The sequence below is a fragment of the uncultured Dokdonia sp. genome (genome assembly GCF_937910895.1).
In the GTDB taxonomy this organism is placed as follows: Bacteria; Bacteroidota; Bacteroidia; order Flavobacteriales; family Flavobacteriaceae; genus Dokdonia.
In genome coordinates this window covers 1-4,749 of sequence record NZ_CALEMI010000022.1, presented here as the reverse complement: position 1 = coordinate 4,749, position 4,749 = coordinate 1, and the positions used below count along the sequence as shown (strand labels likewise).

The following is a 4,749-nucleotide window of genomic DNA, read 5'->3' as shown; positions in this document are numbered from 1 at the left end:
AAGAATGTGTACGCTATAATATCCATTTTCAAGTTGATGTGAATAACGCTGCAAATCTGCAAATACGTTTACTAGGATCAGGAACAAGTACAGAGATATCCTGGCGTTGGTCAGCACCTATAGGATATACAGGTACATGGAGTACAGCAGAGCAACAGGCTCCTTGGTATGATAACCACATGGACTATTGTATTAATATTTCCCCTTCTGATGTTGGAATCTTAGTGAGTTTATCAGAGCGTCCAGGAACTTCAAGCAGTCAATGCCCTTTTATTCCAGAAGAACAAGTGCAAAAAGAAATGTTACGCCCTTAAATCTCGCTATGAAATCTAAGTTTTAAGATTTCGACACTTATGCTAAGGATTACTTCTTTTTTCGAAAAAAAGTTTCAGCATCTATTCCAAAAATCCGAACTCCTTTTGGAAAGAAATAAGCGTATACAAACAATGCGATCATGATACCTATGATAATAAGAACTTCCATACTTGATAGGTATCTCAAATCATAAAATTGTTACACACTTACGATGGTTAACGTATCGTCTTCACAAATGCTTTGACACTATCGGCGCCATGAGCTGTGAGATGTTTGATAAATGCACTTCCGATGATGGCACCTTTCGCGAAAGCGGTAGCTGCCTGAAACGTATCTGAATTACTAATCCCAAATCCTACAATTTGAGGATTGTTGAGATCCATATTAGCAATACGTTCAAAGTACTCAGATTGGGTATTTCCAAAACCACTTTGAGACCCTGTCGTACTTGCGCTACTCACCATATAAATAAAGCCATTACTGGCAGCATCTATCTGCTGGATCCGGTCATCACTAGTTTGAGGCGTAATTAAAAAGACATTGATCAATCCATATTTTTCAAAAATGGATTTGTACTCCGCTTCATATTCGGCGAGCGGTAAATCGGGCATAATGATCCCATCAATCCCTATTTCTTGGCATTTGGCACAAAACTTCTCCACCCCATATTGAAGCATCGGATTAAAATAGCCCATCACAATCAGTGGAATATCAATAGTCTTACGTACATCTTTCAACTGATCAAATAGCAATTGTGTGGTCATTCCGTTCTTAAGAGCCGCCGTACTGCTTTCTTGAATCGTCGGACCATCGGCAAGCGGATCAGAAAAAGGTAATCCGACCTCTACCATATCCACACCGCTATCTTGCAGTTGTTGAAGGATAGACATCGTATCGTTTATGTTAGGGTATCCAGCCGTGAAATACAGACTGAGTAACTTTTTATCTTCTTGCAGTTTTTGTTGTATTCTGTTCATTTTATTCTAGCATAGGCGGGAATCTCTTCCAGCATACGACTTTATTATGGTTAATCTGTTTCATTCCCGCACTTCGATTACACTCAGTGTAAACTCCAGTGGGAATCTCATTTTACTTTGTGTTCTTTTGCTTTCGCGAAAGCGTATAAACACCTTCCTGAACACCTTCTATCTAGGAAGAAGATCATCTTTTATAATCCGAAATATTCTATGTAGGTATTTAAATCCTTATCCCCACGTCCAGATAAATTAATCACAACTACATCGTCTGGTTTAAATTTTCTAGTTTCAAAAATCGCGAGGGCATGACTGGTTTCTATTGCAGGAATGATTCCTTCTAGTTTACTCAATTCCAACCCAGCTTGCATGGCATCATCATCGGTAACAGAGATAAACTCCCCACGTCCTGTTCTAAATAAATTTGCATGCATCGGTCCAACACCTGGATAATCTAAACCAGCCGAAATCGAATACGGTTCTGTAATCTGTCCGTCGGGAGTTTGCATCAGGAGCGTTTTACTACCGTGAATAATTCCTTCATGACCTAATGCAGATGTGGCGGCACTTTCGCCCGTATGAATGCCTTTCCCAGCAGCTTCCACCGCAATAATTCCTACGTCTGGTTGATCTAAATAATGATAAAATAATCCTGCAGCATTACTTCCGCCACCAACACACGCCACCACATAATCGGGGTTTTCGCGTCCTTCGACTTCTAGTAACTGCTTCTTTGTTTCCGCAGAAATCACCGATTGAAAACGAGCCACCATATCTGGATAGGGATGTGGTCCTACTACAGATCCAATAATGTAATGCGTATCTACTGGATTGTTAATCCAATCCCGTATCGCTTCATTGGTCGCATCTTTAAGGGTTCTACTTCCTGACATTGCAGGTCGTACTGTCGCGCCTAACATTTTCATACGAGCGACATTCGGCGCTTGACGTTTGATGTCAATCGCACCCATATAGACGATACATTCTAATCCCATAAGGGCACACACCGTTGCGGTGGCAACACCGTGTTGTCCAGCTCCTGTCTCAGCAATGATTCGGGTTTTACCCAACCGCTGTGCCATCAAAATCTGTCCGATGGTATTATTTACTTTATGGGCTCCCGTATGACAAAGGTCTTCCCGTTTTAAATATACTTTTGTGTTGTATTTTTTGCTAAAACGTTTTGCATAATACAAAGGTGTCGGGCGACCTACATACTCTTTCAGCAAGGCTTTAAATTCCTTTTGGAACGAAGGTTCTTGCATAATTTGTACATACTGAGAACGTAATTCTTCTACGTTTGGATAGAGCATTTCTGGGATAAAGGCACCTCCAAAATCTCCATAATAGCCTCTTTCGTCTGCTTGGTAGCTTTCTTGTGTTTCTGTGATCATAGCGTTGCGTGTTACACCTCCCTCAGTCCCTCCTTTCTAGGAGGGAAGTCAGTTGAAAGGTAAAAGTTGTCAATGTTTTAATATTTTTTAGGCCAGGCTTATCTTCAAACTTGCTATTCACATCGAGTGCAAGAATGGGTAAATCTGATCCTAGTATTTCTTTTATGTTTTCTATTTCTTCGAGTCCGATACCGCCACTAAGAATAAAGGGTGTTTGTGATGGATAGTCTTTTAAAACCTGCCAATCAAAGGTGTATCCATTTCCGCCTTTAGCTTTTCCTTTGGTATCAAACAAAAAGGCATCTACTAATGATTCATACGGTGTTAATCGGTTAAAATCAAAGCTGTCTTTGATGGAAAATACTTTCCATATCTCGACTGCGCTCGATACAACTCTTAAGGCTTCGACAGGTTCAGCCTGACAAACCGTTTTTAGTGCTTCAATATACTCGAGAGACTCGTTGCCGTGTAATTGGATGATGTCTAAATTGTATTTTTCTATGTTCGCTTTCGCGAAAGCGATCTCAGCATCCACAAAAACGCCTACTTTTTTTACACCTTTTGGAAGGAGCGGAATCTCTCCATCAAAATGACGCGGACTCCCCTCATAAAATATAAACCCAAGATAGTCGGGCTGCAGTGCAGCGACTTCTTGTGTATTGTATTTCATTCCGCAGATTTTAAGTTTCATTTTTATTCCAGCGAATGCGGGAATCTCTCCCCGCTTTCGACTTTTTTATAATTGTTCAATAAATATTTTTGCACTCGCCCCTGGGTCATCGGTTTTCATAAAATTTTCTCCGATCAAAAAGCCTTCAAAACCGTAGGGTTGTAATTCTTTAATGGCACCAACTGTACTAATACCACTTTCGGATACTTTGACAAACTCATCTGGAATCAAGGTGACTAAATCTTTGCTTGTTTGAATGCTTACATCAAAAGTCTTTAAATTTCGGTTATTAATCCCTAACATATCGACGGTAGCAACGATCGATTTAAGCAGTTCTTCTTCATTGTGTGATTCGCAAAGGACGTCGAGGTGTAGCGCTTTCGCGAAAGCGGAAAAATCTTCAATCTCCTTTTTGGTCAAGGAAGCAGCTATCAACAGGATGGCATCAGAGCCGTGGGCTTTGGCTTCTAAGATTTGGTATTCGTCTACGATAAATTCTTTACGTAACAATGGAAACTTGGTAATTGCTCTGGCCAGCAGTAAATCATCTAGGGAACCGCCAAAGTACTTTCCGTCAGTCAACACAGACATACCACTAGCACCTGCCGTTTCATAACCTAAAGCCACATCCTGAACACTCAAGCTATTATTGATGACAGATTTGCTGGGGGATCTACGTTTGTGCTCTGCGATAATGCCAGATCCCTGGCGTAAAGCTTTTGCCAGCGATTGTGTCTCCCGCTCAAATAAAACAGATTGCTCTAATTGACGTATCGGAATCAGCTGCTTTTTAAGAGCCACTTCTTTATGTTTATCGGCTATTATTTTGTCTAGTATCGTCATATATAAATACGAAATTTGAAATACGAATTACGAATCAAATTAATTCCCAAGACTTTTTCCAAATTTTCTTTTTAATTTTCGTAGTACTTTTTTCTTTATCTCGATAATAATCACTCCATATCTTCCTGAAGTTCCATATAAAGTAGTGATTTTATTATCAGGTTTATACAGGTTTAGTGACTTTATATCCTTAAGTGATATGGCTTCTATGATTTGCCAATCAATAACGTGATATTGATTTAGAATTATTATAGGTTCTTTAGCGATAATACTTGATTTACACCTTATAATGTCAACAGAATTAGTATGGTTATGTGACATGCTAACCTTATTGTTAGCAATGGAATCAATTAATTCAGGTTTAAATTCTAGATATTTATAACCTTGATTTTTAATGAAACTAGATAAAACTATTGTTTCATCCATTTTTCTAAGCTCGTTATTATAGTCTTGAGCAAGGCTATTAAAGTATATTAAAAAAATACTAATAAAAACTAACAAAAGCTTTTTCATCCTATTTCTATTATTCTTTTTTAAATTCTATTTATACTTT

Annotated in this window: 6 protein-coding genes; 1 reads left to right on the top strand and 5 read right to left on the bottom strand. The window is 38.9% G+C overall.

Annotated features, from left to right (window positions below; all coding sequences use genetic code 11):
* Positions 1 to 314, top strand: a 314-nt coding sequence (locus tag Q0505_RS02455) for a hypothetical protein (RefSeq protein ID WP_299208414.1), incomplete at its 5' end; no start/stop codon positions are given.
* Between the two features lie 216 nt (positions 315 to 530).
* Here Q0505_RS02455 and trpA read toward each other — a convergent pair.
* The 5 genes from trpA to Q0505_RS02430 all read right to left on the bottom strand — a co-directional run bounded on the left by trpA (position 531) and on the right by Q0505_RS02430 (position 4,709).
* Positions 531 to 1,292: a tryptophan synthase subunit alpha gene (trpA, locus tag Q0505_RS02450; protein ID WP_299208412.1), complete on the bottom strand. Its 762-nt coding sequence runs from the start codon at positions 1,290 to 1,292 to the stop codon at positions 531 to 533.
* Between the two features lie 191 nt (positions 1,293 to 1,483).
* Positions 1,484 to 2,683: a tryptophan synthase subunit beta gene (gene trpB / locus Q0505_RS02445; RefSeq protein ID WP_299208410.1), complete on the bottom strand. Its 1,200-nt coding sequence runs from the start codon at positions 2,681 to 2,683 to the stop codon at positions 1,484 to 1,486.
* A 22-nt stretch (positions 2,684 to 2,705) separates the two neighbouring features.
* A complete protein-coding gene (locus tag Q0505_RS02440) occupies positions 2,706 to 3,353 on the bottom strand; it encodes a phosphoribosylanthranilate isomerase (protein ID WP_299208408.1) in 648 nt (215 codons plus the stop codon).
* A 66-nt stretch (positions 3,354 to 3,419) separates the two neighbouring features.
* A complete protein-coding gene (gene trpC, locus Q0505_RS02435; RefSeq protein ID WP_299208406.1) occupies positions 3,420 to 4,196 on the bottom strand; it encodes an indole-3-glycerol phosphate synthase TrpC in 777 nt (258 codons plus the stop codon).
* Positions 4,197 to 4,235: 39 nt separating this feature from the next.
* Positions 4,236 to 4,709: a hypothetical protein gene (locus tag Q0505_RS02430; protein ID WP_299208404.1), complete on the bottom strand. Its 474-nt coding sequence runs from the start codon at positions 4,707 to 4,709 to the stop codon at positions 4,236 to 4,238.
* Positions 4,710 to 4,749 lie beyond the last annotated feature (40 nt).

Excerpts from the sequence above, each read along its gene's own strand:
- trpB (WP_299208410.1), bottom strand. The coding sequence starts at position 2,683 with ATGATCACAGAAACACAAGAAAGCTACCAAGCAGACGAAAGAGGCTAT.
- Q0505_RS02430 (WP_299208404.1), bottom strand. The coding sequence starts at position 4,709 with ATGAAAAAGCTTTTGTTAGTTTTTATTAGTATTTTTTTAATATACTTT.
- Q0505_RS02440 (WP_299208408.1), bottom strand. The coding sequence starts at position 3,353 with ATGAAATACAATACACAAGAAGTCGCTGCACTGCAGCCCGACTATCTT.
- trpC (WP_299208406.1), bottom strand. The coding sequence starts at position 4,196 with ATGACGATACTAGACAAAATAATAGCCGATAAACATAAAGAAGTGGCT.
- trpA (WP_299208412.1), bottom strand. The coding sequence starts at position 1,292 with ATGAACAGAATACAACAAAAACTGCAAGAAGATAAAAAGTTACTCAGT.